Origin of the sequence: Winslowiella arboricola (assembly GCF_025527015.1) — a bacterium.
GTDB classification, from domain to species: Bacteria; Pseudomonadota; Gammaproteobacteria; order Enterobacterales; family Enterobacteriaceae; genus Erwinia; species Erwinia arboricola.
The window spans coordinates 79,247-104,998 of record NZ_JAODIM010000033.1; the positions used below are offsets into that span (position 1 = coordinate 79,247).

The following is a 25,752-nucleotide window of genomic DNA, read 5'->3' on the forward strand; positions in this document are numbered from 1 at the left end:
GCCCTTCTGGGCTGAGTGCTGAACTGTTCGCGGCTACTCATCAGGCCATTCATCAGCTGCTTCATATCCTGCTCAGTCATGAACATATATCCATTCGTGGCGCTGGCTGGCTGCTGCTTCCTGCTCACTGTATGCACCGGTTTTACGCTTAGTCTTGGTGAGTGGGTCAGTGGTGGTTGTCTTGCGCGAGTGGCAGGAATGGCACAAAGGCTGGTGATTACTGGCAGGCCAGAACAGCACGTCGCCACCACCATCAATCGGAATGATGTGGTCAACGATGGTTGCTGCTGTGTAGATGCCTGCCTTGAGGCAATGGGCGCACAGTGGGTTGGCCTTCAGGAATACCAGACGATATTTATCCCATTCAGTCGTATAGCCACGTTCACGGCGGCTTCCGCGCCTGGCGTTCTGCTGTCGCGATGCCTGCTGTTTGTGCTGCTCACATTTGCCGGATTTCACCCGGACATTGCAGCCCGCTTCACTGCACCGGCGTAATGGTTGCCACGGCATCAGTACACCCCCGGATCACGGTAAACTGACCAGAGCGCAGAGATGGCCAGTGGAACTTCTTTTGTCTGAACATCATTAACGGATGTGCGATATTCATACAGCTGAGAGATATACATCAGGCATCCCACTTTCAAAGCAGCGTTGAACTGTATCTCTGGCGTGTCGGTGGCGAATCGCTTACCGATATGTTTTTGGCACACCTCCAACGCAGCAGCGATATAAGCCAGTAACAGAGAATCCTCATAGTCATCGTCAATACGGCAGTGCAGCTTTACTTCATCAAGCGTCAGTAAGTCAGCCATTGAAAATACCTCCCTTGCATAACAGTTCCAGCCGGGTGTGGTCTTTATCCGGGATGACTGACTGGATGGTATAAACCGTTCCGCGTGCATTGGCTGACTTCCACAGAACCCTATAAGCCGCCACGATGTCAGGACGGTAACGTATCCAGATGCGTGTTGTGATTTCGCTCATAACAGCACCAGATGCGATAATCTCTTTTCCGCTTACGTCAGCAATATCGGCCCACACAGTGCAGATGTCCTTCCACTGCTTCGTTACCGAACCGGTAGACGGATTCTGAACGGTGGTATAAGCCTGCACCGTAACTCGACGTTTCATATCTCCGGCCCTCACTGGGTAGCCTCCTTGCTTACCTTCACTTCCTGCTTCCATGCCTGACTGAACTCGTCGCCACCTTCACGAGGAGCCATGCCTTCACGCTCACGGGCTTCGTTCGGACTCATTACGCCGGACTTAATCGCTGTCTCATAGCTGACAAAGCGATCCTGCGGGTTAGCACGTAGCAGGTCGGCAGAATCAAACTCCACCTGATAACGAACGCCGGGTGTACCGGTAGCCATAAGCAGGGCGGATTTAATCTGCTGCTCAAAGTTGGTCAGCCACGGACGCATGGTCATGGTCAGAAATGCACGGCTGGCTTCACTGAAGTTGCTGTAGGTGCTGTTGCTGTATTCCTGAAGGAAGATCGGCGACACGTTGAACATCCGGGCGATGTCTTCAATGGTAAAGCGACGAGAGGCTAACCACTCGGCATCCTGATTGCTCATGCTCAGCTGCTCGTACTCCATGCCACCTTCAAGAATTGGCGTTTTGCCTGCGTTCCTGGCTCCCTTGTAACGTTCAAGAGCTTCCAGAGCCTGTTTCCCCTTCACGCTGTCCAGCCACTCTTTTGCCTTGAACACACCAGACGACATCATGCCGTTCTTCATCACGCTGGCACCGTGGCGCTGTTGTGCAAGGCCCAGCCCCAGCGTTTCCCGACAGACAGTAATTGGCGAACGCCCCATAAAGCCATCGTCTGTTGAATATCGCAGGTGCAGGATTTCTTCCTGAAGATAGGTGCGAACTTGCCCGCTGAATGGCTCGGTAATGGTGTACTTGTAGCGGTGCTCTTTGATGCGCTCGGGCACCACTGAACCCGGTGAGTACGGATGCAGGGAAATCGGCTGACCGTCACGGCCCCAGTTAATAACCGCATAGGCGTTACCGTTCAGCAGGCAGTGCCGCATCATCGTGCGCTTGAACTGGTAGGCGGTCTGGCAGTCATTGGGAGTTTCATTCAGCAGGTAATCGACTGGATGATTACTCAACCACTCGCGCGCCTCGCTGCCATTGCGATGGGTGACCCGGTACAGATAACAGGGCATGGATGCCACTGCTTCACTGATCACAGCCACGGCGTTCATTACCGCCGGCAGAGATTCCGCTGTTCCTGATGAGACGTATTCGCCCGATCCGGTGTTGGGAATCCCCGCCATCGCCAGGAAGTCATCGATGGTCATGCTGCGCTGTTCGTTTTTTTTGCGAAATGGCCACATATCACAACCCCGCCAGTTCAGCCCAGCGGCGGCGCATCTCGTTATCAAAGCCAGCCAGTGAAGGATGCTGCGCCATCAGAGAACGGCGGGCGATTTCAACACTACTCTGGCTATAGGCGGGCATACTGGTGACGGTGATTTCCCGCAGTTCTGCAGCTGTCACGGTTCGGACATAAGGCACGGTGGCAATGCTCCACTCTTCATTGAGCGCCCTGAAGCCGAAACTCATACCGGAAATATCACCGCGTTCCACCAGCGTCAGCACGTCACGGCCCAGCTGCGTATCGGGTGGCGTCAGCTCAAAGCGCAGACCTGTATTATCTTCGGTAAGTAGCAGCGTGCCGGAGGTGGTGCGGCCCAGCAGCTTTGTATAATCGTGTTCATAAAGGGCCCGGCAGTCAGCACCAGAGGTGAGGCTGTCAGCAAAGGCACCTGGTGCGAACTGCTCCACGAATTCATCCCAGATAACTTCTGACAGACTGTTCCAGCGGATGGCATAGCCCACCAGCTTCTTATCTGAGGCGGTCAGTTCAGAGGTGCGGATTTCAAAATCTTTATTATTCATCGTTCGAACTCCATCAGGCAGGAAAGGGGCCGAAGCCCCTGAATCATTGGATCAGGAGCCTGAACCAGCAACTTCCAGAACCTTGATGGCATTTGAGTCCACCAGCCCACCGCCCAGATACTTATCGGTGTGAACTTTGTAGAAGCCAGGTTCGGTGATGTTGTCCGGGCGGGTGCGTACACCCGTGGTGTGATCCACGATGTAATAACCGCGCTTGAAGTCACCAACGGCAACAACCGGGCCACCTGCTGAGGCATCATCCATGTTTTCGAGGTAGTACACGGGACGGCCCAGCAGCGTATCAGGGGAACCTGCTGTAAGACGGTCGCGCCAGATATAGTCACCGTTGCCGTTCTTCAGCTTTTGCAGAGCAGCAGCTGAGTTAGAGTTCATCACCCATACGGCATTTTTGCGGTATTTGGCTCTCAGCTTGAACAGCAGGTCGATCAGCTCATCGGCGGTTGGGGCTGCGCCAGCGGTAACCATTTTCTCCAGCGTACCGAAGGGGCGGGTTTTATCGCCAGTTGCCGCACGTGGATAGGACAGGAAGCCTTTAGACTTTTTGACGCCATCGCCTGACAGCAGATCGGTCTCTTCGGTTTCGGTAAAGGTGTCGCTGATTTCAGAGGACAGCCAGCCCAGAATATCCACATCGCTGAAGTCCAGAATTTCCTGGGTGGTTTTTGGATAGGCGTAAATCGGGTACAGTTTGATGCTGACCTCTTCCAGCTTCGGCGTGCTGGTCTCAGTGCGAGCTATGCCTTCTTCACCGCGATTAACGGTAACGCCGCCAACGGATACCAGCTTTTTATATTCGTTGCTGGAGGTGGTCTTCACGGTGGCAATCTGACGCATTACGGATTCATCAGACAGCTGGCGCATAATCTCTTTATCGAGATCGGCAATAACCGTATAACCCCCATCAGAGCCAACGGCGGTGGAGAGTGCTCGGGTTTCGCCCGTCAGAATGTAGTGACGCAGCTCGTCGTTAGATACCGTTTTACCATCTGCTGGCTTGCCTGGCTGACTGCGTTCTTCATCAGCCAGTGCCTCAAGTCGGGAAATATCAGTATCAAGGGATTCAGCTTTAGCGCGGAGTTCGTCGAACTGTTTGCCCTCATCGGCGTTCAGGTTGCGTTTTTCCTCAGTGGCTTTATCCATGATGGAACGCATCTGGGTTTTGAGGGCGGTTTTCTCCTGGCGGAGTTCAAGCAATTTTTTCATGTCGTGGTTTCTCGTAACGGTAAGTGTTGAGACGTGAAACCAGCTCTGAAGGGGAGGCCGTTTAACCTTTTTCTGCATCTCGCAGGCTGTATTCGCTACAGCTTGATTAAACGGCCAGTGGCGGCTCACGTCTGAGTGCCACTGATTAAGATATACATTGAAATTTTGGCGTAAATAAGCGATTTTTATGCAGAACAGTATCGAAAGATGGCGAACAAATAATTTACAAAACTCTACTCCGCTAGAGTCAAAGGTGGCATGAATGGGAAAGGAAGTTCTTGGGCTACCGGGTTGCACACCAACCCCTTTGTATGCACGCACAAACAAAGCAGTACATGAAATCGATTCAAAATTAACAGGTTTAATTCATAAGTGGCATCACCTCAATGCTGGTGTTCCTATGAGGATAGAAAAGTATGACGGGTCGATGATTAGCTACGAAGGCATTGCGTACAAAGGTAGCCCTGTCACCGTTTTTTGGAACGGATTCATTGAACCTTATTTGGAGAACTACTCTTTAGAAGTTCTTAAACAGACCTCAGCTTTAGCTATTGAGTGTCAATTTCCAGTCGCCGAATCTGTAGATGAAGCACAAAGTCTTTTAATGGTGCTAATTCGCCGAATTTATAATGAAATGGCGGAAGTAGACAGCATTTTAAAAGGCAATGGGTTTGAGTTTCCGAAAAAAGTCGATGTTAGCGGTAAAATTTTAGGCATGTCAGAATTGATATGTCAGCACGCGGCTATAGAGAGAATGAAAAAGCCTTCCAGCGGAAACCTAACTTACAACATTGAAAATATTAAAGGAAACAACATTCAACTGGGAAGCAATAACAAAATTAGCTCTACTAACTTTCAATGGTTTATTAATGAAATTTATGCATCAGGGGATATCGAGGCCATTGCCATACTCAAAAACCTACTTATAAACAAGACGGCATCAAGAATTATAGGTGCTGAGGCATCTGACTTTCTTACGGTGCTTATGGGAAGTGAGTAAAATTGGCTGAGTAAAGACACTTACACACACTCTGGAGTAAAAATGAATTTCGATGCTATGGCTTACCCTGATTTATTTACTATCTCAGGCATTGAACACAAAGGAAGAAGGGATTCTGCAAAGAAGAAAGTGATGATCCCTTACACTGAAGAACCAGATATAAATATCGGCGATGAACTCACGCAAAAAATTGGAAAAAATCATATTATATTGAAAGTATTGGATATTTCATTTCTTGCTGGCGGTTCTCTTAATGTTGGAACCAAGCATCCACACATGCTTACTTTAGATGTGGAAAATCTTGCTTCAAATGAACATAAGCCTAAATCCAGCCAAAGCACTTACAATATTGGTTCCGTTTCAGGCTCGCAAGTTCAGATTGGTGAAAATAACCATCTACTTATTAACGTAAGCATCACTGAGCTAGTTGAAAAAGTTGCTGCTTCAAGTGATAAGGAAGCAAAGTCAACCCTTAAAAAACTTCTTGAGAACAGCACTGTAGCTGGCGTAATAGGTGCTGGTGCTTCAGCACTTTTCGCCCTTCTGTAAATATAAAGCCTGGGAAACCAGGCTTATTAATTTATTCTTTCGTGCAATCCATAGCGCTATCCAGATGTTCACGCTTACTGTTGAGTTGCTCGATCAGGATATCCAACTGCTCCTTGCTTGCTGCTATAACCTCGCCTGAAAACTGGTGGCGCAGAAACCCATTGTGATCCACATAGAAGAATGCCTCCCTTCGTGACATGTCACGATAGTCTTTTAATGACATAAGTTGCAGATCGGTTTTGCTGTCCGGGATGCCAAACATGTCCTTGTGTTCAACCAGCTTCTTGATCATCACTCTCGAATAAATCATATCTTCGTTTGTATCGTTCATCTTCACAGCCTCTTTTCGTATATATAAACAAAACGTGGTGGGTTATGTGGGTTAGTGGGTTATCTTCGCCTGCTAACTAAATCATCTTCATTAAAAACAATAAGTTGATTTCCACGAACCTTGAAATCGTAACCCACAGCCCCCCTTAAATAACCCACCAGCCCTTTTACTGAGTGGGTTATGATTTCTGTGTGGGTTATTTTGGACTGTTTGTGGGTTATAAACCCCCTCTAGTGGGTTACGTGTGGGTTACATCATTCCTTTAAATTCATATAGATACAGAAACAACTGATGTATAACCCACATAACCCACTTGTTTTAGCCTTGTGTGAAAGAAAATTATTCCTCTTCCGGGGAGAACATCAGCACATAGAAAACATGCTGTTTGCCGCCCATCTTCCTGAGCGCTTTTTTCTTATACCTACCCCGGTCCCCTGTTTCGAGCATCCCGGCATTGGCAAGCGCACGCGCAAACTGCCCATGATTAAAACCTTTGGCTATCTCCTGCTCAAACGCAGCCGGGAACGTGTAAAACTTGTAGGCATCATCTCCGGAGGCAGACCCCGACCTATAGCCAGCCAGTTCCTTAATGGGAAGGTCGCGTGAGTCGCTGTCTGGGTAAGAAAGAAAACGGCTGAACCCATAAGCATTCAGAAAGGCCTCACACTGTTCAATGATCTGCTGGTGTTCCTTGTTACCTGTGCCAAACTCTTTTATCCAGGCGTTGAAGCTGTGCTGTATAGCATCCCGGCTTGCCTGCTCAGTCCAGCCCGTTATCGCTTTACCTGACACAAGCGCAGCCTCCAGAATGGCGAAGCGCTCCGCAACACGGTGGACCTGTTCACCATAGTCAGCAGGGATCAGGCCACGCCAGCGCGTCTGCGCATCCTTTACCGCCTGCCTGGCTTCCTGCTGGTGGCTGGCTAGCCATCTGACCCACTCGCGTCCTGCGGCTCCATGATTGGCCTGATATGCCTCTTTCAATGCATCGGCATGGGCTTTACCGTTCTGGTGCCCATTGAACACCGTCGATTTATCCATGGGTACGTTGAGCAACCTGACCAGCTGGCCCGCCTTGACCTTAATCCCACCAGCGGTAAGAAACGTCTCTATATCCATTTCCCCCGTGCTAATCGCCACCGTTCGCCAGCGTTTAAGCTCGCGGTTCCCCCCTTCTTTGGCCCCCTGCAGTTTTCCGGCACCGTTAAACAGTGTGTAGGCTGACGTGGCTACATCCTTAGCGCTGCTGCCCTGCCCGATTTCATCCAGTGGTAGCAGGCTGTCATTGTGTGCTTCAGCCTCATTAGCTATGCCCAGCGCAGTACCATACCAGGTAAGGCGCAATGCATCCGGCTCACCGTAAACGCTGCTGGCAATATTCGCCGTGGTTGTCTTTCCGGCGCTGGACTGTTCAAAGAGGTGGACGCCGAACCCGTCAGCACCAGCCAATCCAATGAGTGGGGCAGACAGTGCAGCCGCCACACCCAGCATCATGGATGGATTGCCTCCGGCCAGCATCGCCACGCTATCCCGCCAGCTGCCAGCCGTTCCCGCAACGGTATATCCAGACGAAGCGGCACTGCGGCCATTGAAAAGTATTGGCATAGCCGGATTACCGATAATCTCGCCATCGGGCATGATGTAAGCGCCGTGGTGCCAGCCCGTTGTATGACTGATGATCCATTCCTGCCCGTTACCGCTCTGCTGAAGCCAGTCGGCAAGGATCGCCCTAAAGCTGTTCTTAGTGGTCACGTTCACGCCACCCGCTTTCATCGAGCGCCAGCCATCACGCTCACCGATATCAGCGCTCGGGATTGCCCGTGTGATTTCTTCATTGCCCAGCGGTGATTGCCAGCGCAGTATCAGGTAACGCTCGACACCGTCACTACCGGAACCCACAACCGAGAGCGGAGAACACAGCCAGGCTTCGGTGTTAATGATCTCACCGCTATCCTTATCCACCTTTGGCGTGACCCAATAGACGCCATCATCACGGCTCTCTACCCTGGCTTTAAGTTCTTCTCCCGGTGCTGGCTTCTCTGCCCTGTTGCTTACAGGCAGATTAATAACGATCCCACCGCCATTCTCTGCCTCTTCCCTCATACGTGGCAGTTGCTCAGTCCAGTCCTCCAGAAGCTCATATGACTCCGAATAAAAACGAGCCTCCTTTACACCAGACATAGCCAGCTTTGTAGCAATGACCGTGGTGATAAGTGCTGATAACTCACCAGCGCGATATACCCGCACATAGCGCCGATCCTTATCAACGATAACCAACTTGTTGATATCAGCCAGTTGCTTACGATCCAGCACAACTGGAGGCACAGTATCCAAAGCCGGGTTGCGTTCCTGCCAGTGTTTAGCGTGAATCCATGCGTCTGCTCCGGCAAAAATAATTGCTTCGGCCATAACATCAGGTGGCAGCTTTTTAACGTTCGGGGCGCTCCTCACTTAGCACGTCCCCCCTCTGCTTGACGGATGGTATGGCTGCAATTCTCTTTAGCCAGTGAGATGCCCTGCTTAATGCGGGTAAGGTGCTTGAAGAGCATCCCAAGGTTTGACATGTCCTGGCTTATCTCCTCTCCTTCGTATTCCTCACTTTCAGCCGCTACGAACATCAGGTGGCCAATGCTCGACATTCCCAAATCCAGCGCGGTCTCTACCTCGTCTGTAAGGCGATACATTTCTTTAGCCTGCTCATATCCGATATCTCGGAATGAGTCGATCAGGCTGTAGGCATCAGAATTTCTCGCCATAGTTCACCCCCGCTGGCATATCGGTTTCATTCAGAATAAAAGCAGGATTATCAGTTCCGTTCAGGATGAAGGTGAGGTGATTAGCTACGGTCAGCGCGAGTTCTGTCAGATTCCCCCTGTCCATTTCACTCATTTCGCCGGAGTAGTGGGCCAGAACCATCAGCAGGGAATTAAGCTGGCATGACATTGAAGCCGCTTTACCAAGGGAGATATCAAGCATGACTCCCCCCCTGTACTGGCAGGCGGCCGGCGAAGACAATCACGCAACCAGCTGGAGACAGTTCACGGGCTTCCTGCTCAGTGCCTGCTGTGATGTGAATGACGTTGCTTGAAGTGGCATTGAGCGCCAGAAAACGCCAGGTGAAGGACTGCCGCCCTTCCGGGTGTGTGGTATGATCTTTCATAGCTGCCTCGTTATCGTAATTAACGGTGGTGGTCAGAGGCCCGGTTAGTGTTGACGCACTTCCGGGCTTCGGTGCTTTACAAGTGTCAGACACATGATGTACATTTTGCGACACAACGAAGATTACGCCGAGTGTCAGACACATGTCAAACGTTAAAATGCCAAAAGGTAACAAGCAAATTGCTTTCCGCGTGGAGCCCTCATTGGAAGAAGCGATGCAGCAAGCTATGAAGGAAGACGGAGATGAAACTGTTTCCGCATGGCTAAAAAGAATAATCAGGAAAGAGCTTACCCAGCGAGGAATTGCGCCGAAAAGTTGACCGATGCTCATATCTGAGCATCCCTTGCAACTACCAAACGCCAGATATGGTGGTAGGTGCGTAACCACATGATTTTGCTTCAAGGGTGGAATTCCTCCCTTAATAGCTCCAGTAATTTCATAAGAGCAGTTGACCGGATCACCAACTCTGCTATCCTGGCTGTGAATTTGGTAGTGACATTGGCGGCCTTGCAGGGCCGCTTTTGTTTTATATTGCACCAGCATTATTTGTCTCCCTTCAGAACGCCAGCGTCCACCAGCCGCTTAACCAACCACACCTCACCTTTACCAGTCAGCATTGTGGTGAATGATGCGCGTGTTTCACCATAGGCAACGTAACTACCCTGCCGAACGGCAAAGTACCCGCAGTCGATGAAGCGTTGAGCCGGAAGGTTATACCTCTGGCCATCTTTGATCAGGATGTGATTGTCCCGCATCCACGCAAATAATTTATGAGGTCCAACACCGACCGTCTTAGCAAAGTTAGGGATTGAAATACCCTTGCTGATCCCCGTTACTCTGTCCGCAAACTCAACCTTTGGCGCGGCGTCTGCCAGTTGGCACTCAAGAGCTAATTTCTGTTCAGCAACATCAGCAGCAAGGCGTAATGCTTCTGGTAATGTCAGCTGAACACGAGATGAATCTTCAAGTTCATGCAGGCGCTTTATCACCTTCATGCGGAGCTGAGCGTTATAGCCGGTGATCAGGCATTCAGTGTGATCTCGCCCCAAAATATAATTGACTTGTCTGCGGTTCATGCTGTCCAAGTAGGTGCGTGCAAATTTACTCACATCTTCATGAAGCTGATCCATCATCACCTCAATGTCTCTTTTTACATCGGGATGACGCTTGTCGGTCAGTTCAGCAATCTCTCTGCTGTTCATAGTTAGGGTGGCGGGTTCAGAGTGAGTTAGCGATAGATTATTCATCGTCAACCTCACGCTAATTTTCGGCTGTAGGGATTATTTACGTTCTCAACTACCGGGGGGTTGCGCACCCACCACAGGACATCGGAAAGGAGCCAAGCGCAGCTATTGCGTCCGAAGTGGCAACGAGCTGGGAAGCGGCCTTCCTGTTCCATCTTCCAACGAGTGGATCGTGAAAGGCTGGTGATATCGCTGCACTCTTCCTCACGAATACGCTTATCGTATTTGAAAGCATATTCCTCAAGGATAGTCCGGCGCTGTTCTGGTGTTGGGGATATGAATACTAACTTAGGCATGTTACCTCCACTGTTTCTGAGCTTGTGGAGGCTATTATTCTTTAATGTTTTTTTGATGCATTATTGAAATGTTGTGTCAGAATTCACTTAGATATTTCTCTGCGTAATTTTTCTAAAGAACCTTCTGATACAAGTTTCTCAATGAATGGTCTTACCGTTTGCACTATCGCAAAAACATCCTTTTCACCATCGGGGAATAAAGATACGGCCAACACGCCCTGTGCAATAATCAGCTCTTGTTCAAGAGACCAAGAAATCAAGTCCATGTAAGGAATAATCTTGTACTCAAGTATTTTTCTTCTGACAATACTCCATGAATTATTTATCTCAATAGGAACTTCCTTTACGTTGAGTTCCTTTCTCCACATTGGCAATAAATTTTTCAAATCATCTATTAGTATTTCATCCGGTAAATTCAAATCGACCACTAAGCAAAGTTCATTATCTATAATTTTATTTATTGAATCTGATGCTCTGGCAGAAATCCAACCATGACTTTCTCCCCCTGGTTCCATGGATGAACAATTAAACTCTTCAATATCAATTACTAATTTCTTGCCACCTCTTTCCCCATGAGTATCAGTAGCTTTGGATAATGCTACAACATCCAGCCTAGATAGCCCTCTAACCCCATCACCACTACTTATCCTTAAAGAATTATTGCTATTTACCGCAAACCGCTCAAATGCTTCTTTGTTTCCGTTAAATTGCTCATAAAATTCATCAGGATGTTTGCTTACAAACTCATTAAATGGATCTGTAGAGTCCGATGGCATTTTAGAGTCAGATCCATTTTGAATGAAGTAAGCTCCTTCTGTCCAATCAGGATCATTAAAAAACATACGCCAGTAAAGCTGCCTGAAAAAGTCCTTATCCGACATAATGGTAAGAGAGTTATACTTCTCTAAACTAAATTCCTTAGGAAGGTCTTTCTTACTATTAATTTTTTTAGTCATTTCAACGCCTTTAGTAAAATTATATTTGTGTGGCTACTAGCCAATACATCTAGCCGCTCATACCATTTATTCAGAGCATCTAGTTTTTCTGGTAGATACAGGCTTCGGTTATAGATAGCCATGACACCGGGTAAAGCATGCCCAAGCATTAGCTCCACAATGTGAGGTGCAATACCCATGTTATTTAACCCGGTTGAGAACGTTCGACGCAAGTCGTGCAGAGTCCATGCTTCAATATGCTTAAAATCTTTGTACAACCTACGACCTTTAAGAGATACAGAGGCTCTGCTCCGTTCTTCACCCAGAATTAAACCCGATGAGACAGTTTCTCTTTTCAAATCTTTCAGCCATGGCCTGATCCCTTCTGGAATTGAGCGCACTATTTTTTCTTTGGTTTTACTATGCTCTTTTGGAACAGTCCATATCCATGACGTAAAGTCCCACTCAGACCATTTGGATAATCTAACTTCCATTGTCCTTGCGCCGAACAAAACAAGAATTTTAAGCAATCGCAAATAGTATGGGTGCTGTTCGTGGCCATACGTGCAACGCCATACATCAGCGATTTCAGAGTCAGACAGAACTCGATCACGTTTTCCTGATGGCTGTCCAACATCCTGAATGGTCAGAATGGCCAGGGCGTCACTCGATGCGTATCGCCGAACGCGGCAAAACCTGAGCGCCTGCTTTGATATTTGAAACATTCTCCCTGCAGTAACCGGCTGGGTTTGATTAATCTCATCAAAACAAAGCAGCCAATGACGAGTTTCACACCTTTCAAGGGGATAATGACCAATACGAGGATAAATATGCTTTCTCAGCTGCGCACGAGTCATTTCTTCATCACTACGCTTGTGCCTGGCATAGTTAGTTAGCCAATACTCAAGCGCCCCCTCTACCGTCACAGGCTTCAATGTGGCTTCTGCGGTGATTACCAGCTCAAATTTAGGATCGAGTCCACCAGCAAGCCATCGCCTGCATTGCTCACGCTTCTCTCTTGCCAGTTTTAAAGATAAGTCAGGATAACGGCCCAATGTAAGACGCTCCAGCTTGCTCCCTCGCCCACCGAGACGATAAGAGAATACCCAGCTTAGTTGTCCCTGTCTGGAGGCCCTTACACTCAATCCCTCGCCATCAGCGAACATAGCGGGTGATTCCCTCTCAGAACCCGCCAAAGACTTGAGTTTTTTATCACTGAGCTTATTTGTACCTGCCATCTCGTTCCCCGAACGCTTTCTGTTGATACACCGATTGATACACCGATTGATACACCGCTTTGTATCACGGTCAGTAAAACCACGAAAACACTGAAACCAAGATACACTTAACTATCTGATTTTATATCGAGAAATGATAATTTCAAGAAAACACATAAAAGCATGAAAACCATATGTTTTTTACTTCTACGGTGTGTTTCATAACATTCAGATTGGTCGCATGGGGAAAGCACCGCAGTCTATCACATTTCACCGTTGAAGCATGCTGTTGCGCAACACCAATCTGGTATAACAGACAAAAAAACCATCCAGACGGATAGACTGCCATAAATAACAAAACCAATATTTAATAGCGCAATTAGTTTTAACCATAGAACGTTAATTCATTTATCGCCATGATCACCGGCATGCTAGCTTATGCTCAAAATATCGAGTTAATTCATGCCGCAATGGCAGGAGATCGTATGACGTCGCCACACTCAAAGAAAACCCACCTTGGTAATCGCGAACTGTCGCCAGAAACACAAATGCTTAACTATGGCTACGATCCGGCGCTTTCCGAAGGGGCTGTTAAACCACCGGTATTCCTCACCTCGACCTTTGTCTTTAACACTGCTGAAGAGGGGCGCGATTTCTTCGACTATGTCTCCGGCCGCCGCGAACCGCCAGCAGGCAGTTCATCGGGCCTGGTTTACTCCCGCTTTAACCATCCCAACAGCGAAATCGTTGAGGATCGGCTGGCGATTTATGAACGCAGCGAAAGTGGCGCGCTGTTCTCCTCCGGCATGTCAGCAATCTCCACCACGCTGCTGGCGCTGGTCAAACCGGGGGATGCCATCCTGCATTCGCAGCCGCTGTATGGCGGCACCGAAACCCTGCTAACGAAAACCTTTCGTAATCTGGGCGTCGCGACGCAGGGCTTTGATGATGGCGTCAATCAGGCATCGGTACAGGTGGCCGCCGATGCCGCACTAAAGCAGGGACGCGTTTCGGTGATTCTGATTGAGTCCCCGGCTAACCCGACCAATAGCCTGGTCGATGTGGCGCTGATTAGCGGTATCGCCGACTATATTGCACAGCAGCAGGGCCACCGCCCGATTATTGCCTGCGATAATACCCTGCTGGGTCCGGTATTTCAGCGGCCGCTGGAGCATGGCGCGGATCTCTCCATCTACTCGCTGACTAAATATGTTGGTGGCCATTCGGACCTGATTGCCGGCGCGGTGCTTGGCAGTAAAGCGCTGATCAGCCAGATTAAGTCGCTGCGCGGCTCGATTGGCACCCAGCTGGATCCGCACTCCTGCTGGATGATTGGCCGCTCGCTGGAAACGCTGTCGCTGCGTATGGAGCGGGCGAACAGCAATGCACTGGCTGTCGCGGAGTTTCTGCGTGATCATGCCAAAGTGGAAAATATTCACTATCTGTCGTTTCTTGATGCGCAATCGGCTGCCGGACAAACCTTCAGCAGGCAGTGCTCGGGGGCGGGTTCGACCTTCTCTTTCGATTTACGTGGCGGCCAGGCGTCCTCTTTCCGTTTTCTCAATGCGCTACAGCTATTTAAGCTGGCGGTCAGCCTTGGCGGTACCGAATCACTTGCCAGTCACCCGGCCAGCACCACTCACTCAGGGGTGCCGGTTGAAGTGCGCGATCGCATTGGTATCCGCGCGTCCACCATTCGTTTATCGATCGGCATCGAGAATAAAGACGATTTAATTGAGGATCTGCGTCTGGCGCTGGAACAGGCCTGATCCCAAAGTATTCACTGGCGGCCAGAGCATGGCCGTCAGTGAAAAAACTGCGGACCAAAATCAGGATTTGTTCTGCATGATTTTCAGTATCTTACCAAAGCTGATAGTTTTACTGCCAATTTGCGTCATGCCATCTTCCGGCAGGTAGCTGAATTTCACATACAGAATCTGGCCACTGGCCTTCTGGGTTTGCTGTAATTTTTCCAGTGAGTCATACAGAGCTTTCAGATCGCCCGGAACACCGGCAGCGTCGGTAATAATGGTCCCGAACGGCAGAAACTTCTGAGCCTGTTCAACTGCGGTAATCAGCAAATCATTTAACGGGAATAAACCAGTAAAACGCTTCCTGGGGACATATTTGGTTATCCCCATATAAATTTCCGGCAATTCAGCAATCTCATTTTCAATCCCGCGCGTTTCATTTTTTAACAGAAATTCGGTAATTTCAACCGGCGTACCAATTAATACCAGCGGCTTAACTCCGGCGCCTTTTTCCGAAAAAAGATATTCATTTTTGGAACTCTTCATTGCCTTATGCAATTCACCACGATCGACTATCAGGCTATAATATTTGCCTTCTTTAATCACCGGGATTGGTTCGCGCCACATTTCCGCCGCTGCAGCCATGGCGCCGCCAGAGCTGGCAACGCCGAGGGTAAGTAATAAAGCTGGTATCATTTTTTTCATCATTGACATCCCTCTCAATATTAATTTATGCGAACAATCCGTTATGACATAAAATAATTTCAGTGATACGACATTCAGTTAAATAGAGTCGTTATCACCAGGCTATGCTAAATCAGATAAATAATGTGTACCATAAACAAAGCACAATCATCAGCAAAGTAATTCGCGCGTATAATCAATGCAGCGCGCCCGCAACGTTTCCCGCTGGCATAAAACTCCACTGGCTGCGCAGCGCGACGCAGACAGGCGGCGAGAACGCCGCCCCTACAAGGTTTGCATTATCCTGTAGGGGCGGCGTTCTCGCCGCCCGTGTTGATGATTTGCGATAAACCTGATAACAGCGTTCTCGCCGCCCGCTCAGCGATTAACTGACGGTAAACCCCAGCATCATGCCGGTATCTTCATGCTCCAGCAGGTGGCAGTGCGCCATATAAGCATTTTGCGCATCGGCCACATAGTTAAAGCGCACCAGCACTTCGCTACGCCAGCCCTCAACGCGCACGATATCTTTCCAGCCACTGCGGTGCGCTTCCGGCGCTTTACCGTTTTCCGACAGAATGCGGAACTGCGCGCCGTGAATATGGAACGGATGGAGCATCGCATCGCCTTCACCGGAAATGGTCCACTTTTCATAGTCGCCTAATTTAGCGGCAAACATCGGCTTATCCATATCATACGGCAGGCCGTTGATCTTATTGCCGTGATGGAAATCGTAACTTGTTGTATTGTCGGCCATCGCACTGTGATCCATCGCGCCGTCGCCATCTTTGTCATCGTGCGCATCCATCGCCATGCCCGCCATCGCTTTATTACCATACTTGCGCATCAGCGCCTGCATACCGCGCTGATCCAGCTGAGGATCCATCATCAGTTGCAGCCAGCGGTTAGTGATGCCTTCGCTGGATGGCAATGACGGCAGATCGACCAGTGTGTCCGGCAGTTGACCACTGGCCTGAATCGCCAGCGGGATCACGTTTAACAGTGGCAGCGGCTGGTCAAACGGCATCAGCGTCATCCCCATCTGGCGCACCGGCAGGGTCACCAGGTCAAACGCTTTGCCATCTTTAGTATCAACCAGCACTTCAAAACGCTCACCCGGCATCATCGTCAGTTCACTGACCTTAACCGGTTCGGCCAGCAGGCCGCCGTCGCTGGCAATCACATACAGCGGGCGATGATCGCTGGCCGCCAGTTTCAGTGAGCGGGCGTTACAGCCATTAAGCAAGCGTAAACGCAACCAGCCGCGCGGCACCGCCTGCTGCGGATACTGCACGCCGTTGGTTAACATCATATTGCCAAACCAGCCCACCGCCGCGCTGAGAATATCCAGCTGATAATCGATTTTACTGCCGTCGGCGCTCAGCTGTTTATCCTGCAAAATCAGCGGAATATCATCGACGCCCCACTGTTTCGGCAGCATCAGTTTTTCACTGTCGTTATCCTGCAAAATAACCAGTCCCGCCAGTCCCTGCGCTACCTGATAGCCAGTTTCACCATGCTGATGGGGATGGAACCAGCAGGTGGCCGCCGGTTGATCGGGGGTAAAACTTACCGTGCGTCGCTGACCCGGTTCAATGCGCGCCTGCGGCCCGCCATCCACCGCGCCGGGGATCTCCAGACCATGCCAGTGCAAAGTGGTGGCCTGCGGCAAGCGGTTGTCGATATTGACGCTAACCGGTTTGCCACGCTCCAGCAGCAGCGCCGGACCGAGCAGGCTGCCGTTATAGCCCCAGCTCGGAACCTGCTTGCCGTTCCATGACGAAAAACCACTCTGAGCGGTTAACGTGACTTCGCCGCGCGGGTCGGCACTCAGCAGCTCAGGGATCGGCAGCATCGGACGGGTCGCGGCCATCAGCGAGCGGCTCCAGAGTGGTAACGCACCGGCAGCACTGAGCGCAGCGCTCAGCTTAAGAAAATCACGGCGTAACATCATTGCATCCTTTACGGTAAAAGTTATCGCGCAGCTTAAACCCTCCCCCCGAGGTAAGGTCAAGTTCAATCAGATTCATCATGCGGGCGGAAACTGGTGAAAATGGCTGTTGAAGGCAGTTTAAGCGGCAAAATTGTCTGAACCCTGAGTCTAACTGTGCTAACGTCAGGTTATAGCAACTTTGTGAGAAGAATTATGAAGAAAGGCATCAAGGCTCTGTTTCTGACCGGACTACTGGGTTTTTCCTGCTCCAGCTTTGCGCTGAGCGAATCAGAAGCGGAAGATCTTGCGGATCTGACCGCAGTATTTGTCTACCTGAAAAATGACTGTGGCTATCAGGATCTTCCCGATGCCCAGATTCGTAAAGCTCTGATGTTTTTTGCCCAGCAAAACCGTTGGGATTTAACCAATTACGCCAGCTACAACATGAAAGCGTTAGGCGAAGACAGCTACCGCGATCTGAGCGGTATTGCTATCGCTAACGATAAGAAGTGTAAATCTCTGGCACGTGATTCCCTCAGCCTGCTGGCCTACGTAAAATAACCCTCCGTGATTGCCCCACTGCTGATAATTTGACCGTGCAACCACGGTCAGAGTTAGCTATTATGTGCCGCCCATTTTTCATGGCGACTCTGAGGAGATCCCCCTATGGCCCAAAATGAAATGTGGTATGAAACGCTTCATGCCGGTTTCGGACAGTACTTCACGATCAATAAAGAACTGTATCGCGAAAAGACCGAACATCAGGATCTGATTATCTTTGAAAATGCTGCTCTGGGTCGCGTTATGGCGCTTGACGGCGTGGTACAAACCACCGAGCGCGATGAGTTTATCTACCACGAGATGATGACTCATGTGCCGTTGCTGGCGCACGGCGCGGCAAAGAAGGTACTGATTATTGGCGGTGGCGATGGCGCAATGCTGCGCGAGGTCAGCCGCCATCAATCGGTTGAGCAGATCACCATGGTGGAAATTGACGCCGGCGTGGTCACCTTCTGCAAGCAGTATCTGCCGAACCACAGCGCCGGAGCCTATGAGGATCCGCGCTTTACGCTGGTGATTGATGATGGCGTGAACTTCGTGAATCAGTGCAGCGAAAAGTTCGACGTCATTATCTCTGACTGTACCGACCCGATTGGTCCTGGCGAAAGTCTGTTTACCTCTGAATTCTACGCCGGATGCCACCGCAGCCTTAATCAGAATGGCATCTTTGTGGCGCAGAATGGTGTTTGTTTCCTGCAACAGGACGAAGCCATCAACAGCCACCGCAAGCTGGGTCACTACTTTAGTGATGTCAGCTTCTATCAGGCAGCGATCCCGACCTATTATGGCGGCATTATGACCTTCGCCTGGGCGAGTGATAATCCAGCTTTGCGCCAGCTTGATAGCGCAACCCTGCAGGCGCGTTTTGCTGCAGCGGGTATAACCTGCCGTTACTACAATCCGGCAATCCACACTGGCAGCTTTGCCCTGCCGCAATATCTGTTGAATGCACTGTCAGACGTACGCTGACCGGGCATTTATAAGGGGGTGAACTAAATTGCAAAAGCTGAAACTACATGGCTTCAACAACCTGACTAAGAGCCTGAGTTTTTGTATCTATGATATTTGCTATGCGAATACCGCTGCGGAGCGCGACGGATACATTGCCTATATTGATGAGCAATACAACGCCAATCGTCTGACTGAAATCCTGAGCGAAACCTGCTCGATTATTGGCGCTAATGTGCTGAATATCGCTCGTCAGGATTATGAACCACAAGGGGCCAGCGTCACCATTCTGGTTAGCGAAGAGCCTATTGACCCGCGTGATATCGATAACTCGGAACATCCTGGTCCACTGCCTGATTCGGTGGTCGCCCATCTGGATAAGAGCCATATCTGCGTGCATACCTACCCGGAAAGTCATCCGGAGGGTGGACTCTGCACCTTCCGCGCCGATATCGAGGTTTCGACCTGCGGAGTGATCTCGCCGCTAAAAGCGCTGAATTATTTAATTCATCAACTGGAATCTGACATCGTGACTATCGACTATCGCGTGCGTGGCTTTACCCGTGACGTTAACGGCGTAAAACACTTTATTGATCACGAGATTAACTCGATTCAGAACTTTATGTCGGAAGATATGAAGTCGATGTACGACATGGTGGATGTGAACGTTTATCAGGAGAATATCTTCCACACCAAGATGCTGCTGAAAGAATTCGACTTAAAACATTACCTGTTTAACACCAAACCGGAAGATTTGAGCCCGCAAGAGCACAAACGCATTACCGATTTGTTGTGGAAAGAGATGCGTGAAATTTACTACGGCCGCAATATCCCTGCCGTGGGATTAAAAACGCTGTAACAGTGGGCGGCGAGAACGCCGCCCCTACAAATCTCGCCGCCCGTTCCAATGTTTTGTCTATCTGCTGGACTTCCGGGTGCGCGTTTAAGGGGGTTTTACGCCGGAACCACCGAAATTTCCAGGAAGATCATTTCAAATCGGTCAGAGGATCCGTGTATGGGCTTCGATAGATATCAACAAAAATTTCTTTTGAAGACATAAACTTACCTATTGAAATAACATCATTACTCTTGTAGCTTCGCCAGCACTCCGCCTCAATACTACATGTTTTTTGTGGTTCATATCCCTTAGCTCTTAAGTAATTCTGGATCTCACTGCTGTCAGTGGTCCCTTGAAAATGAACTGAAAAAACAAGAGCCTCCGGGCCGGTAATGTTCGCAAAATCAAAATTATAGTCGTCTGAAATCCTGGGCATTTTTTTCAGCAGTTCAGGCGTATAGAATTCGTACTTCAGCCAGTCCTGCTCGGTGTAAGATGCAGAGCCTGCAAACTCCAGCTTAAGAAACGTCCAGACAGCGGTCAGAAGCATTCCGGCAACAAGAATTGCGCCAATCCAAAATTTCGTGCGTTTTCTCATAGTCCCATCCTGCCGTTGCTGGCACCAATAATCGCAAACGTCCCGTTCTGCTGCGGCAGGATCACGTTACCGGACAGAAAATCATTATAGGGAACAATCGTCCGCATAAACGGCGGCAGCAACCCTTTGCGTGGCCGTGAGTGGGGGAATTTTTCCGGATCCGGGAACAGTAGCGGCTGGAACGTCTCGTTTTTCCAGCTGCCGATCTTGCCGTAATAGTCCCAGCGCTTCAGGGCTTCTTCCTTGCTGACCGGCCGCAGCTGCTCAAAGGGGTTCTGAACTGACACCACCCGGTAAAAACCCAGCAGGTCTGAGACCAGATCCTCGCCGCTGAAACCGCTATCAGTTACCAGGTTATTGGGAAACGACCCCTGAAACGCCTCAAACTTACGCGCCATGGTCATCATCATCGCTAGCGCGATGCTTTTCTGCTCCCAGTGAGGCCGCCCGCGCCGAATGCGCCAGGCCATCACCTTGCCGGAACGTAACAACCCGTAAGGTGACGTCATCCCCTGGGCGTACGTCACATCATAGAACTCTGTTCCCGAAGCCTCTCCTCGGGTAATTTTGCTAAGTAAGTTACGGATATCCGAACCTTGTGCATGGCCCAGATCCACCCAGCCAAGCACTTCCGTATAAATCAATCCCGTTGGCCGAGAAGCAGCATATTTACCGTCGATAATTTCCGATCGTTTACTCATCCTGAGTGTTCCTCCCTGTGCTCATCTCACACGTAATTTACCATAACTACCGACAGGACTAAAAAGAGAAAAGCAGTGCTGAAATCGCCGAACGGGTCAAAACTCATGCGCTACATTTCTTACCAGAAAGTCTCTTCTCCTGAAGATATCCCCCTTCGAGCGTCAGGATCTCAGACTTACTCAGAACGCCTTTTTTCTTGAGATTAACAAGTAACTGCTCAATATTATCCAACTTAACGACGTCACCAGTCAGACTGGTAATGGCTACAGCCATGCGGCTCATGCCGTCACGTTCAGCGGTTACATTGTGAGATTTAGCAAGCCTGCGGACTTGACTTGCAATAGTGGCTGTAGCTGTTCTGGTTATTAGAAAGCACTCCATTACTATCTAAAGAAAACGGTTTGCTGGCTTTAATGCAGATGAATGATAAGGCAAATATCTCCCCTTTAAGTCTCCGTCTCACCACTATGCCGTCAACATCAGCTGAAACGGCTGAGCGTCCAGCTCGGCACGGACATCGGCTTCCAGATATTTATCGGTAATAATATCGGTCAGTCCCTGCAACGGCGACACGCAAAACAGTGACCAGGATCCGTACTTACTGCTGTCGGCCAGCAACACGCGACGGCGCGAATTGACCAGCAGATCCTGCTTCAGCCCGGCTTTCTCCTCGGTCGGCGTGGTAATGCCCTTCTCCAGACTCCATGAGTTACAGCTGACAAAAGCAATATCCGGATAGACGGTGCGCAGAAAACGTCGGCCATGATCGCCAATACAGGACTGGCTGGAATCATCGATACGGCCGCCGATAATTGTCACCTCAATCTGCTTAAATTCAGACAGAAACAGCGCGATATGCAGATCCGCAGTAATTACCCGCAGTTGCAGATGCGTCAGCTCGCGCGCCAGTTCCAGCATGGTGGTGCCGGCATCCAGCACCACTGAATCACCGGATTTGACCAGGCTTGCCGCCCGATGGGCGATCGCCTGCTTCTCTGCCAGATGGCGCTGCGACTTCTCCTGCGTGGTCGGCTGAGCGGGAATAAAGCGATTCAGCGTCACGCCGCCATGGCTGCGGCTGATCACGCCCTCCTGATCAAGCTTAATCAGGTCACGGCGAATGGTGGCTGGCGACGCTGAAATGGCGGCGACCAGCTGTTCAACAGTGACCAGATTATGACTTTTCAGATAGTCCATAATCTGATCGAGGCGGCTTTGTCCCTTCATATTTCCTTATGCCAGTTGCATCGCGAGTTGGATGGAAATCGCCATGCTCTCAGACTTCGCTTTACCTGTCCAGGCAATATCAAACGCCGTGCCATGGTCAGCCGAAGTGCGGATAAACGGCAGTCCGGCGGTGATATTCACCCCGTCGTAGAAACCTAACAGCTTCAGCGGAATATGCCCCTGATCGTGGTACATCGCCACCACCATGTCATACATCCCTTCATAACATTGCAGATAGACGGTATCCGGCGGGCATGGGCCGTAAACATTGATGCCTTTGGCTTTCATCGCTTCGACAGAAGGTCCGACAATAGTGATCTCTTCATCGCCAAACAGGCCGTTCTCTCCGGCGTGCGGGTTCACGCCCGCCACCGCGATACGGGCATTGTCATAACCCACGCGCTTCATAAAGGTATCCGCCATCGCAATGGTGGTTTCCACACGCTCGCGTCCCAGCGTATCGAGGAACTTACGCAGCGCAATATGGGTGGTGACATGAATCACTTTCAGGCGATCGGTATACAGCACCATGGCGTAATCTTTGCTGTCGGTCAGCTGCGCCAGCAGTTCGGTATGGCCCGGATAGATATGTCCGGCAGAGTGCAGCGCTTCCTTATTCAGCGGCGCAGTGGCAATTGCATGCACCTCACCGGCCATCGCCAGCGCCGTGGCGCGTTTCACACAGCGATAAGCCAGATCCCCGGCCTCAGTCTGCACCACCCCCGGTTTTAACGCCTGCGGATCCGCCAGCGGCTCGTCGATAATATTAATAATGCCTGGTGCAAAGTGCGCATCGGACACCTTGTCCAGCACGCGTAATTCCACTTGCGGCGTAATATTCAGACTCAGTATGCGGCGCAGCGTAGTGGCGCATCCCACCACCACTGCCGGTGCGCCGGACAGCTCACCTTCGGCCAGTGACTTGATAATAATTTCCGGACCGATACCTGCCGGGTCGCCCATGGTAACCGCAATAATTTTACTCACTCGACTTCTCCTCAATAAAACGAATAACTTCTACCAGGGTGTTTTCATCGCCAAAGCCACCGGCTTTGGTCATCACCAGCATGTGTTGATACGCATTCAGCAGATGGCCGTAAGGTACACAGCCCGCCACCTGCCCTTTAATCTGAAATCCGCTGGCGCCAAGGCGTCGTGCAATCGCCAGCGCGACATCACCACCGGAAAGATAGAGTCCGGCTGGCTCGGTCTGCGGCAAAATCGCCGCGGTCAGCTCGCCGAGCTGCTGACAAATTTGCTCACCTAATTGCTGGCGTGAGATCTGATGTTGCTGGCACAGCGCCGCAATGGCATGGCGCTGACCGGCCTGCTGGCAGGTGCGGATAATGCAGTGCTCTCCCTGCTGTAGTGCGGTGACGGCCTGTTGCAGCCAGCTGCTGCTCTGCGGCCACGGCGGTTGCTGAAACAGCCCGGCGATATCAATATCCACCAGCGTCAGGCGATGTTGCACCTGCAGACGGGCAATCTGTTGTTGGGCGATATCACTCATCGAACCCACCACCGCCAGCAGCGGCGCAGCAGGACGGTCGGCCAGCAGTGCGCCCAGCGCATCGCTTAACCCGGCGGATCCGGCCAGCAGCGGCTTTTCTTCCAGCTGCGCGGCAGCCCGCATCAGGCGCTGAATATCGTGATCGGACTCGGCATCGGCCACCAGTAAACGCGTGCCCTGATGCAGATGCTGTTGCAGGCGCTGCGCCAGTGCGTCGGATCGCAGCTCTTCAAGACTCAGCACCGCGCCGCTCAGGTCACTTTGCGCCTGAAGCCGCGCCAGCACGCTGGAGTCGCTTACCGGGGTTTTCGGGTCGCTGGCAAATTCAGTAGCGGTGAGCAGCTGCCCGTCGATCAGGCAGTGGCCGTCGCGCGTGGTGCGTCCCAGCTTAGGTACCGCAGGCACCACCAGCGCCAGCTGTCTGCCGCTGGCCAGTAGCGCCGCGGCAATCTCCGCCCCCGGATTGCCGCGCAGGGTGGAGTCGATTTTTTTGAAAATCCAGCCATGGCGCACAATCTCCACGCCCGCCGTCATCGCCTGACGAGTGCGTTCAGCGGCCTGTGGCGCACTTAGCGCCCGACTGTCGGTGCTGATTACCCAGACATCAGCCTCTGCGCTATTAAGCGCGCTGCTGCTGTCAAACAGCACATTGACCCGCGCGCCAGCCCTTGCCAGCCCGCTACCTGCATCATTGGCGCCGGTAAAATCATCGGCAATCACCCATACCGGGGTTTTCCACTGCGTCATCTGTTCTCCATCAGGGTTGAAAGATTGCGGTAGTCATCATGCCACACAACCCGATAATGATTATATTCAATCATGATTGATTATATGTGAGCAAGATCAAATTAATCGAAATCAATTTGTCTTATAAAATTAGCCAGCAGTTGTGACAGCCGTCGCGTTGAAATGACGAATTACAATCACCAGCGATTCCAGCAAGCGATCGCCAGGAGAAAAGGCAGAAATAATGAATATCAACAGCACCCTTATCAGCGGCTACCAGGCGCTTAACGACATTGGCTATCTGCTGCAGGACAAGCAGAGCGTATTGCTGGTCAGCGATAAAAATATTGTGGCGATCCCGGCAGTGCAACAGGTTATCGCGCAGGTGAAATCGCATGTCGGCAGCCTGAAAATCATCGACAGCGTGCCGCCAGAGCCAAGCCAGCACGATGTTGCGGCGATTCTGGCACCGCTGGAGACGCAGGGTATCGATATGGTGATTGGTATTGGCGGCGGCAGCGTGCTGGATGTCGCCAAGCTGCTGTCGGTGCTGTGTGTGGACAACGCGCCAACGCTGGATGCCCTGCTGGCCGGTGAAAAGCCGCTGACGCGCACCACCACCCTGCTGATCCCGACCACCGCCGGAACCGGCTCCGAAGCGACACCGAACGCGATTCTGGCGATCCCGGAGAAAGAGACCAAGGTGGGCATTATTTCACCGGTGATGTTGCCGGACTTTGTTGCGCTGGTGCCGGAGCTGACCACCAGCATGCCCGCGCATATCGCGTCTTCTACCGGTATTGACGCACTCTGCCATCTGATTGAGTGCTTTACCGCCACCGTGTCCAATCCGGTCAGTGATAACTACGCGCTTATCGGCATGAAAAAGCTGTTCGCCAGCCTTGAAACCACCATTGCCGAACCGACGAATCTTAGCGCCCGTCTCGATATGTTATGGGCATCTTATTACGGCGGCGCGGCGATTGCCCATGCTGGCACTCACCTGGTTCACGCCATGTCCTATCCGCTGGGCGGCAAATACCATATCCCGCACGGCGTGGCGAATGCCATTCTGCTGGCGCCCTGCATGCGCTTTGTGCGCCCGGCGGCAGTGAGCAAATTTGCGCAGGCTTACGACCTGCTGCCCGATGCGGATGGTTCGCTGTCGGAAGAGGCGAAATCGCACGCGCTGGTCGACTACTTCGCCGCGCTGGTTAAACGCCTGAAACTGCCCGCCAGCCTTGATGAGCTGGGGATCAATGCTGACCACCTGCCCTACCTGGTGGAAGCCGCGCTGGATGTGCAGCGCCTGATGAAAAATGTTCCGGCAGCGGTCAGCGCCAGTGATGTGCGCGATATCTATCTGACGCTGTTTCCGACACTCAATCACTAATCAATTCCG

The 25,752-nt window shown here is 51.0% G+C and carries 30 protein-coding genes; 7 read left to right on the plus strand and 23 right to left on the minus strand.

The features are described from left to right. Window positions 1–72: 72 nt before the first annotated feature. Genes N5923_RS02315 through N5923_RS02340 form a run of 6 tightly spaced genes read right to left on the minus strand, consistent with a single transcriptional unit; the run spans window position 73 to window position 4,140 of the window. Window positions 73–510 carry an HNH endonuclease gene (locus N5923_RS02315; protein ID WP_267145194.1) on the minus strand — a complete coding sequence of 146 codons (438 nt, stop codon included), beginning with the start codon at window positions 508–510 and terminating at the stop codon, window positions 73–75. After that, window positions 510–812, minus strand: a complete 303-nt coding sequence (locus tag N5923_RS02320; RefSeq protein WP_267145195.1) for a head-tail connector protein — start codon at window positions 810–812, stop codon at window positions 510–512. Before N5923_RS02320 ends, N5923_RS02315 begins: the two co-directional genes overlap by 1 nt. Then, complete coding sequence (locus N5923_RS02325; protein WP_267145196.1) at window positions 805–1,131, minus strand: phage head closure protein; 327 nt, start codon at window positions 1,129–1,131, stop codon at window positions 805–807. The genes N5923_RS02320 and N5923_RS02325 overlap by 8 nt, the downstream gene beginning before the upstream one ends. An 11-nt stretch (window positions 1,132–1,142) precedes the next feature. After that, on the minus strand, window positions 1,143–2,351 hold the full coding sequence (locus tag N5923_RS02330) for a phage portal protein (RefSeq protein WP_267145197.1): 1,209 nt from the start codon (window positions 2,349–2,351) through the stop codon (window positions 1,143–1,145). 1 nt (window position 2,352) lies between these two features. Continuing rightward, window positions 2,353–2,916 (minus strand): HK97 family phage prohead protease, encoded by a 564-nt coding sequence (locus N5923_RS02335; RefSeq protein ID WP_267145198.1) that lies wholly within the window; start codon window positions 2,914–2,916, stop codon window positions 2,353–2,355. A 51-nt stretch (window positions 2,917–2,967) separates the two neighbouring features. Then, window positions 2,968–4,140, minus strand: coding sequence for a phage major capsid protein (locus N5923_RS02340; protein WP_267145199.1), 1,173 nt, complete (start codon window positions 4,138–4,140; stop codon window positions 2,968–2,970). A 262-nt stretch (window positions 4,141–4,402) separates the two neighbouring features. Between N5923_RS02340 and N5923_RS02345 the strand changes: the two genes are divergently transcribed. Beyond that, window positions 4,403–5,140, plus strand: coding sequence for a hypothetical protein (locus tag N5923_RS02345; protein WP_267145200.1), 738 nt, complete (start codon window positions 4,403–4,405; stop codon window positions 5,138–5,140). Between the two features lie 42 nt (window positions 5,141–5,182). Beyond that, the gene (locus tag N5923_RS02350) at window positions 5,183–5,689 is read left to right on the plus strand and encodes a hypothetical protein (protein ID WP_267145201.1); all 507 of its coding nucleotides are present in this window, start codon (window positions 5,183–5,185) and stop codon (window positions 5,687–5,689) included. 31 nt (window positions 5,690–5,720) lie between these two features. On the opposite strand, the gene N5923_RS02355 is transcribed toward N5923_RS02350, so the two are convergent. From N5923_RS02355 to N5923_RS02395, 9 genes are all read right to left on the minus strand, one after another. Next, window positions 5,721–6,020, minus strand: coding sequence for a hypothetical protein (locus N5923_RS02355; protein ID WP_267145202.1), 300 nt, complete (start codon window positions 6,018–6,020; stop codon window positions 5,721–5,723). A 339-nt stretch (window positions 6,021–6,359) separates the two neighbouring features. After that, complete coding sequence (locus tag N5923_RS02360) at window positions 6,360–8,429, minus strand: DUF927 domain-containing protein (protein WP_267145203.1); 2,070 nt, start codon at window positions 8,427–8,429, stop codon at window positions 6,360–6,362. 38 nt (window positions 8,430–8,467) lie between these two features. Continuing rightward, entirely contained in the window at window positions 8,468–8,776 is a 309-nt protein-coding gene (locus N5923_RS02365; protein WP_267145204.1) for a hypothetical protein, read from the minus strand. Then, window positions 8,760–8,996 carry a hypothetical protein gene (locus N5923_RS02370; RefSeq protein WP_267145205.1) on the minus strand — a complete coding sequence of 79 codons (237 nt, stop codon included), beginning with the start codon at window positions 8,994–8,996 and terminating at the stop codon, window positions 8,760–8,762. The genes N5923_RS02365 and N5923_RS02370 overlap by 17 nt, the downstream gene beginning before the upstream one ends. Next, complete coding sequence (locus tag N5923_RS24760; protein ID WP_407704366.1) at window positions 8,989–9,723, minus strand: host cell division inhibitor Icd-like protein; 735 nt, start codon at window positions 9,721–9,723, stop codon at window positions 8,989–8,991. Before N5923_RS24760 ends, N5923_RS02370 begins: the two co-directional genes overlap by 8 nt. Then, window positions 9,723–10,427 (minus strand): phage antirepressor KilAC domain-containing protein, encoded by a 705-nt coding sequence (locus N5923_RS02380; protein WP_267145207.1) that lies wholly within the window; start codon window positions 10,425–10,427, stop codon window positions 9,723–9,725. Before N5923_RS02380 ends, N5923_RS24760 begins: the two co-directional genes overlap by 1 nt. A gap of 8 nt (window positions 10,428–10,435) precedes the next feature. Continuing rightward, entirely contained in the window at window positions 10,436–10,720 is a 285-nt protein-coding gene (locus N5923_RS02385; RefSeq protein ID WP_267145208.1) for a helix-turn-helix transcriptional regulator, read from the minus strand. A gap of 83 nt (window positions 10,721–10,803) precedes the next feature. Next, window positions 10,804–11,676 (minus strand): DUF6387 family protein, encoded by an 873-nt coding sequence (locus N5923_RS02390; RefSeq protein ID WP_267145209.1) that lies wholly within the window; start codon window positions 11,674–11,676, stop codon window positions 10,804–10,806. Then, a complete protein-coding gene (locus N5923_RS02395; RefSeq protein WP_267145210.1) occupies window positions 11,673–12,893 on the minus strand; it encodes a tyrosine-type recombinase/integrase in 1,221 nt (406 codons plus the stop codon). Before N5923_RS02395 ends, N5923_RS02390 begins: the two co-directional genes overlap by 4 nt. 464 nt (window positions 12,894–13,357) lie before the next feature. On the opposite strand from N5923_RS02395, the gene N5923_RS02400 reads away from it, so the two are divergent. Further along, window positions 13,358–14,641 (plus strand): cystathionine gamma-synthase family protein, encoded by a 1,284-nt coding sequence (locus tag N5923_RS02400; RefSeq protein WP_267140984.1) that lies wholly within the window; start codon window positions 13,358–13,360, stop codon window positions 14,639–14,641. Window positions 14,642–14,701: 60 nt separating this feature from the next. Here the strand turns inward: N5923_RS02400 and N5923_RS02405 are convergent, their stop codons facing one another. Both N5923_RS02405 and cueO read right to left on the minus strand, forming a co-directional pair. Beyond that, entirely contained in the window at window positions 14,702–15,328 is a 627-nt protein-coding gene (locus N5923_RS02405) for a hypothetical protein (protein ID WP_267141018.1), read from the minus strand. A 364-nt stretch (window positions 15,329–15,692) separates the two neighbouring features. Then, window positions 15,693–17,258: a multicopper oxidase CueO gene (gene cueO, locus N5923_RS02410; protein ID WP_267140656.1), complete on the minus strand. Its 1,566-nt coding sequence runs from the start codon at window positions 17,256–17,258 to the stop codon at window positions 15,693–15,695. Between the two features lie 195 nt (window positions 17,259–17,453). Here cueO and N5923_RS02415 point away from each other — a divergent pair, with 195 nt between their 5' ends. From N5923_RS02415 to speD, 3 genes are all read left to right on the plus strand, one after another. Then, window positions 17,454–17,801 carry a YacC family pilotin-like protein gene (locus tag N5923_RS02415; protein ID WP_017800407.1) on the plus strand — a complete coding sequence of 116 codons (348 nt, stop codon included), beginning with the start codon at window positions 17,454–17,456 and terminating at the stop codon, window positions 17,799–17,801. Between the two features lie 105 nt (window positions 17,802–17,906). Further along, entirely contained in the window at window positions 17,907–18,770 is an 864-nt protein-coding gene (speE, locus tag N5923_RS02420; protein ID WP_267140640.1) for a polyamine aminopropyltransferase, read from the plus strand. 28 nt (window positions 18,771–18,798) lie between these two features. Next, window positions 18,799–19,608 (plus strand): adenosylmethionine decarboxylase, encoded by an 810-nt coding sequence (gene speD / locus N5923_RS02425; protein ID WP_267140641.1) that lies wholly within the window; start codon window positions 18,799–18,801, stop codon window positions 19,606–19,608. 127 nt (window positions 19,609–19,735) lie between these two features. On the opposite strand, the gene N5923_RS02430 is transcribed toward speD, so the two are convergent. From N5923_RS02430 to dtnK, 6 genes are all read right to left on the minus strand, one after another. Next, on the minus strand, window positions 19,736–20,185 hold the full coding sequence (locus tag N5923_RS02430) for a hypothetical protein (protein ID WP_267140642.1): 450 nt from the start codon (window positions 20,183–20,185) through the stop codon (window positions 19,736–19,738). Then, a complete protein-coding gene (locus N5923_RS02435) occupies window positions 20,182–20,886 on the minus strand; it encodes a hypothetical protein (RefSeq protein WP_267140643.1) in 705 nt (234 codons plus the stop codon). Before N5923_RS02435 ends, N5923_RS02430 begins: the two co-directional genes overlap by 4 nt. A 103-nt stretch (window positions 20,887–20,989) precedes the next feature. Then, window positions 20,990–21,160, minus strand: a complete 171-nt coding sequence (locus N5923_RS02440) for a hypothetical protein (protein ID WP_267140644.1) — start codon at window positions 21,158–21,160, stop codon at window positions 20,990–20,992. A 192-nt stretch (window positions 21,161–21,352) separates the two neighbouring features. Beyond that, window positions 21,353–22,114 (minus strand): DeoR/GlpR family DNA-binding transcription regulator, encoded by a 762-nt coding sequence (locus N5923_RS02445; protein WP_267140645.1) that lies wholly within the window; start codon window positions 22,112–22,114, stop codon window positions 21,353–21,355. Window positions 22,115–22,120: 6 nt separating this feature from the next. Next, complete coding sequence (locus N5923_RS02450) at window positions 22,121–23,101, minus strand: D-threonate 4-phosphate dehydrogenase (RefSeq protein ID WP_267140646.1); 981 nt, start codon at window positions 23,099–23,101, stop codon at window positions 22,121–22,123. Next, window positions 23,094–24,371 (minus strand): D-threonate kinase, encoded by a 1,278-nt coding sequence (gene dtnK / locus N5923_RS02455; RefSeq protein ID WP_267140647.1) that lies wholly within the window; start codon window positions 24,369–24,371, stop codon window positions 23,094–23,096. Before dtnK ends, N5923_RS02450 begins: the two co-directional genes overlap by 8 nt. Window positions 24,372–24,594: 223 nt before the next feature. Here dtnK and N5923_RS02460 point away from each other — a divergent pair, with 223 nt between their 5' ends. After that, window positions 24,595–25,743 (plus strand): iron-containing alcohol dehydrogenase, encoded by a 1,149-nt coding sequence (locus N5923_RS02460; RefSeq protein ID WP_267140648.1) that lies wholly within the window; start codon window positions 24,595–24,597, stop codon window positions 25,741–25,743. Window positions 25,744–25,752: the final 9 nt, after the last annotated feature.

Coding starts and splice junctions, on each gene's coding strand:
- N5923_RS02435 (WP_267140643.1), bottom strand. CDS start 20,886: ATGAGTAAACGATCGGAAATTATCGACGGTAAATATGCTGCTTCTCGG.
- N5923_RS02460 (WP_267140648.1), top strand. CDS start 24,595: ATGAATATCAACAGCACCCTTATCAGCGGCTACCAGGCGCTTAACGAC.
- N5923_RS24760 (WP_407704366.1), bottom strand. CDS start 9,723: ATGCTGGTGCAATATAAAACAAAAGCGGCCCTGCAAGGCCGCCAATGT.
- N5923_RS02445 (WP_267140645.1), bottom strand. CDS start 22,114: ATGAAGGGACAAAGCCGCCTCGATCAGATTATGGACTATCTGAAAAGT.
- N5923_RS02315 (WP_267145194.1), bottom strand. CDS start 510: ATGCCGTGGCAACCATTACGCCGGTGCAGTGAAGCGGGCTGCAATGTC.
- N5923_RS02330 (WP_267145197.1), bottom strand. CDS start 2,351: ATGTGGCCATTTCGCAAAAAAAACGAACAGCGCAGCATGACCATCGAT.
- N5923_RS02335 (WP_267145198.1), bottom strand. CDS start 2,916: ATGAATAATAAAGATTTTGAAATCCGCACCTCTGAACTGACCGCCTCA.
- N5923_RS02340 (WP_267145199.1), bottom strand. CDS start 4,140: ATGAAAAAATTGCTTGAACTCCGCCAGGAGAAAACCGCCCTCAAAACC.
- N5923_RS02400 (WP_267140984.1), top strand. CDS start 13,358: ATGACGTCGCCACACTCAAAGAAAACCCACCTTGGTAATCGCGAACTG.
- N5923_RS02405 (WP_267141018.1), bottom strand. CDS start 15,328: ATGAAAAAAATGATACCAGCTTTATTACTTACCCTCGGCGTTGCCAGC.
- N5923_RS02380 (WP_267145207.1), bottom strand. CDS start 10,427: ATGAATAATCTATCGCTAACTCACTCTGAACCCGCCACCCTAACTATG.
- N5923_RS02360 (WP_267145203.1), bottom strand. CDS start 8,429: ATGGCCGAAGCAATTATTTTTGCCGGAGCAGACGCATGGATTCACGCT.
- N5923_RS02385 (WP_267145208.1), bottom strand. CDS start 10,720: ATGCCTAAGTTAGTATTCATATCCCCAACACCAGAACAGCGCCGGACT.
- N5923_RS02325 (WP_267145196.1), bottom strand. CDS start 1,131: ATGAAACGTCGAGTTACGGTGCAGGCTTATACCACCGTTCAGAATCCG.
- N5923_RS02345 (WP_267145200.1), top strand. CDS start 4,403: ATGGGAAAGGAAGTTCTTGGGCTACCGGGTTGCACACCAACCCCTTTG.
- N5923_RS02395 (WP_267145210.1), bottom strand. CDS start 12,893: ATGGCAGGTACAAATAAGCTCAGTGATAAAAAACTCAAGTCTTTGGCG.
- dtnK (WP_267140647.1), bottom strand. CDS start 24,371: ATGACGCAGTGGAAAACCCCGGTATGGGTGATTGCCGATGATTTTACC.
- N5923_RS02320 (WP_267145195.1), bottom strand. CDS start 812: ATGGCTGACTTACTGACGCTTGATGAAGTAAAGCTGCACTGCCGTATT.
- N5923_RS02415 (WP_017800407.1), top strand. CDS start 17,454: ATGAAGAAAGGCATCAAGGCTCTGTTTCTGACCGGACTACTGGGTTTT.
- N5923_RS02430 (WP_267140642.1), bottom strand. CDS start 20,185: ATGAGAAAACGCACGAAATTTTGGATTGGCGCAATTCTTGTTGCCGGA.
- N5923_RS02370 (WP_267145205.1), bottom strand. CDS start 8,996: ATGCTTGATATCTCCCTTGGTAAAGCGGCTTCAATGTCATGCCAGCTT.
- N5923_RS02390 (WP_267145209.1), bottom strand. CDS start 11,676: ATGACTAAAAAAATTAATAGTAAGAAAGACCTTCCTAAGGAATTTAGT.
- cueO (WP_267140656.1), bottom strand. CDS start 17,258: ATGTTACGCCGTGATTTTCTTAAGCTGAGCGCTGCGCTCAGTGCTGCC.
- speE (WP_267140640.1), top strand. CDS start 17,907: ATGGCCCAAAATGAAATGTGGTATGAAACGCTTCATGCCGGTTTCGGA.
- N5923_RS02440 (WP_267140644.1), bottom strand. CDS start 21,160: ATGGCTGTAGCCATTACCAGTCTGACTGGTGACGTCGTTAAGTTGGAT.
- N5923_RS02355 (WP_267145202.1), bottom strand. CDS start 6,020: ATGAACGATACAAACGAAGATATGATTTATTCGAGAGTGATGATCAAG.
- N5923_RS02350 (WP_267145201.1), top strand. CDS start 5,183: ATGAATTTCGATGCTATGGCTTACCCTGATTTATTTACTATCTCAGGC.
- N5923_RS02365 (WP_267145204.1), bottom strand. CDS start 8,776: ATGGCGAGAAATTCTGATGCCTACAGCCTGATCGACTCATTCCGAGAT.